Here is a 3973-nt window from a genome sequence, read left to right on the forward strand (position 1 = left end):
ATCTGATCGACAGCCAGCACCTGGAAGGTGAGTTGAATGATATTCTGGCCGGTGATGCTCATCCCGGATTTCACCTGTTTGCCACCATCAACCCACCCAAGTACAGCGGGCGAAAACCCTTATCACCGGCGCTCAAAGGCCGTTTCCGGCATTTACCCATCCGGCAGTACAACCCGGCAGAGTTGCAGGCCATTGCAGAGAAAGTGTTGCCAGACAACCCGCAGGGGAAAATCCTGGCTGAACAGCTGACTAAAAAACATTGTCTTTTGAGGGCCTGCCTGCAGCAGAAAAAACTGCCGTTGCAGCCGACCAGTCTTGATTTACAGAATGTGGCCAGGGCCGTCATCCGAGGGGGCGATTTTACCGAAGAAGGGCTTCATCAATGCCTCAATCAGCACTACCGGCTTTATCTGATGGCTGCAAAGATATCGTTGGAGAAACTGCCCGAGTCATCGGCTCTTGCCGTGAGTAAAGACGAGCTTGATTCTGGACTTTGCAAGTGGTTCAGCCAAACGGTATCGGGCAAGGATCGTCCATGGTTAATACGACGCAGTGATCTCAACAGTATCGATGAAAAACGACATGAAATTCGTATCAACACTCGTCTGAGTGACGAGGAAGCCAGAACAGAAATTATCAAGAGGGTGGCTCAAGCCAGGTGGCAGGCATCCGGTCTTTCCCTGAAGCCGGATCTGTCGGACGATATACTTACCCAGGCACTTTACCGACACTGGCAGCAGCGCTGGTTTGATCATGAGTTCGGCCAGACGGGAGTCGAAGCCAGTGACGTATTTTTCCTGACGGAAGAAGAGGAAGAAACGCTGAAAATATCAGCTAACCAGACTTATCTCCGGGAGGCTGATGCGCGAATAAGTGCATGGAACTTCGGCGCGGTTCAATTGTGGCCTGCGTTCTGGCATCAGCTGAGTGATCTGCTGAACCATCTGGTTGACGATTATATTAACGAAGCGTCAGCGGTTGACACTGATAACGCCCCTGAACAATACATCCCCGAAGTCCTCGAGAAAGAGGCTCCGGCATTGGACCAGGAAACCGGCTATGAGAGCGAGGAAAAACCAAAAATTAACGACTATGTAATTTTTGATTGGCCGAACCATTTTCCCGGGATTTATCGGTGGTGGGCAGAGGATGTTTATGTGTCTGCTGAGGGCCATATCAAACTGATCAATATTAATGATCGATACATGCTGGGGGCGGAAGTCCTCGTACCTGCCCAGTTGCCAGGACGTGACCAGGAACTGACATTAGCCAGAGATCAAACGCTGGCGACCCTGAATATCTCATCCCACAATGGTCAATATACATTGCCCAGCCTGACGGCTAACGACTATATCGTGGCCCTGCGCATAGAATCCGGTTTATCATTTACCTTGGTCAGGGATCGCTATACCGGGCTACACACACTGTCTATTCCAGAAGCCAGACCCCAACAGTGTATTCAGGTTGCTTATGTCGTAGAACCCGCAGATGCGGACAAAAAAACACCTGCCAGAGAAGTCCGACCAGCACATACAACACGTTTTGACGCCCGCTGTTCGGAAGGTACGAAAGCAGTACTGAAGAGTCTGTTTGAGACCATTGGCCAACAACCAACTGAGCTACAGGTGCCTTTGGAGGCAATACAAAACGCTAAAAACACGGTGCAACGCATTAAGGCGATCGCGAACTATTGCCGAACGTTTTCTGGTAATGCTCAACCAGAGAGTAGTGGCAATTTCTTTAAATTCCTCGTCACACAGCGGCAAGGGAGCTGCCGCCATCGTGTACCTGTGTTTATCGCTTTTTGCCGTTATTTTGGCATTCCATGTCGGCAAATTTCTAACCGTACCCACGCCTTTGCAGAGTGTTCTGTGGATAGAGGCCAAACCTGGGTGTCAGTCGATTTGGGCGGTGCCCCTGTCGAGGCAACAGAAATTCTATCTGACTTCCAGCTCTCCAGAAGGGTCAGTGGCTCCGGCACCCAGTCAAAGAAGATCAGGGATCTCCTGAAAGGGGCTGATTTAGCACAACAGCAAGCTCTGGCTGAGGCCAGTGGTATCAGCCTTGAGGAATTGAACAACGCGCTTGAGACAGACAGCTCATTGCCAAAAATCAAACCAAGTACTTACCTGATGATAAGGAGACTGTGGGAGAGAGGAGATTTACCCGGTTTTTCCGTGGGTGTCTCAATGTTACTGGAGGCAGAAACATTGAGCTATCGTGAGAAGCAATTGATCGGTACTGTGCTTGAGCGTAACAGCCCTGTCTGTAGACCGATGTCGAAGGTAGTAACACAAATACTGGCCAATAGTGATGAAGACCAGGTTACTGAACCACTTAAGTCATTGCATTCAAAAAGGGTTGTCCAAAGCGGAGAAAGAAACAGTGCTCTGCATTGGTTGAGTTCAATAGAGGATATATTGACAGAGAGTGACTTGACCAGGCCCTCGGTTATTCGCTTTGCCCATAAAGCCCTGGAATCTGGTTGGCTGGATCCACTGCCGACTTATCAAAGGCTTATCATTGAGGCCATTCAACACCATGAGCTGTTGTCGCGTCTGGAAAGCATTGATGAACTGAAGGTTAAAGCCACCCATTGCCTGAAAATGTGGTACACGGGACTATTGTCCAAGGAAAAAAATAGCCAGATATGGCGATCAGCTTATCGGCGCTACCAATGGGAAATAAGTAATGCCTTTTTCGTCACTCATTGTCATGATGGGTTTTCGACACTCCTTGAAGATAAAATGCTCCGCTCCTCTTTGCAGAGCACCTGGACAGACGAACCTGAGGGTATTCCCAATATAGAGCGAATGTTAGTGCACCATCCCGCGTTTGTGCAGTCAAACTCGGGCAAGGCGAACCACCGTCCGGTGATTATCCTGGGGCCACCTTTCTGGTTCTGCAGAGAAATGAATGAAAAGGTCGAAGCTCTGCTTAAAAGAAAAGTTGAGGATAGCCCGTCTCTGAAGCCGTTATTGGAAAAAATCAAACCAGAGTCCCTCGAAGCATCCGATGAGGACAAAAGACTTTTAGATAGTTTAAAACAGAAATGCGAGAAAGCGATTCAGCAGGCCTTCTGTCATTACCTGTATGAAGTGACACACTCGAAAGGCGGTTGTTTAACGTATTGTTGGGGCGATGTTGACGTATACAAGTATGGCGCCCACGATCCATCCTCAGCAGGTGAGCTGTATACCATGATGTTTGAAATTTGTAGCTCTCCCCGTTTTCAGAACTCATTTAACGATGACTACTTAAGGGAGGCACAAAACGCCAGTGACGCTCTCATACTTACATCCAATGATTTGACAATGATTGTCGAAGAGTTTTTGAACAGCATGAATTTGAATTCGTTGTGTGAGTCGTTGGATACGTGACTTTCCTTAATAGTGACGGCTCACTGTCCAAACAGAACTTTTGTCCTACCTGAAGGTCAAATCATTCAAGAGTTTCAATGCAGTACTTCAGATCACAGAAGGGAGGTTGGCTATGGATGGTCGGATTAGTGAACAATCAAGTGGGCCTGTGCTTAATACGGGTGTGTCGGCAGCAAGGGAAGCAAAGCTGGCTCCACCGGCAAAGATTGAAGCTATCTGCTCTGGTGTCACTTCCAAACTCAATAGATCGTCGCTTTCGATGACGTTGCCTGACAGGGCGAGAACCGTATCCTCGACGGATTCCTCGCTTCCCGGAGCCTCTCATTCTTTCGATTTTCGTTTTGTCGCCAGTGATGATGAAGTTCGGCAGCTTTTAGTGGCCCAAACCGGTGCTGAACATCGGGATGTCACCCTTATTTCCCACCCCGACGACCTCTCACAGGCTAATCTGGTGAGCCGGTTGAGCATTTCTGAAGATGGTTGCCACACTCTGCGTTCAGGGAAGCTGTTTGAAGGGTCACAGCCACTCACTCTGGTAATGGATATCCGCAAGCTCACCAGTGAGGAGCTGCCAAAATTTAACGATCTGCTGG

Annotated in this window: 2 protein-coding genes; both read left to right on the forward strand. The window is 48.9% G+C overall.

All coding sequences use genetic code 11. The annotated features are described in order from the left end of the window. On the forward strand, positions 1–3380 hold a 3380-nt coding region (locus KDK19_RS04640; protein ID WP_257291445.1), incomplete at its 5' end, for a transglutaminase-like domain-containing protein. Positions 3381–3492: 112 nt separating this feature from the next. Continuing rightward, a partial coding sequence (locus KDK19_RS04645) for a hypothetical protein (RefSeq protein WP_257253959.1) occupies positions 3493–3973 on the forward strand: 481 nt, incomplete at its 3' end.

Origin of the sequence: Endozoicomonas sp. ONNA1 (assembly GCF_024606325.1) — a bacterium.
Lineage (GTDB): Bacteria > Pseudomonadota > Gammaproteobacteria > Pseudomonadales > Endozoicomonadaceae > Endozoicomonas_A.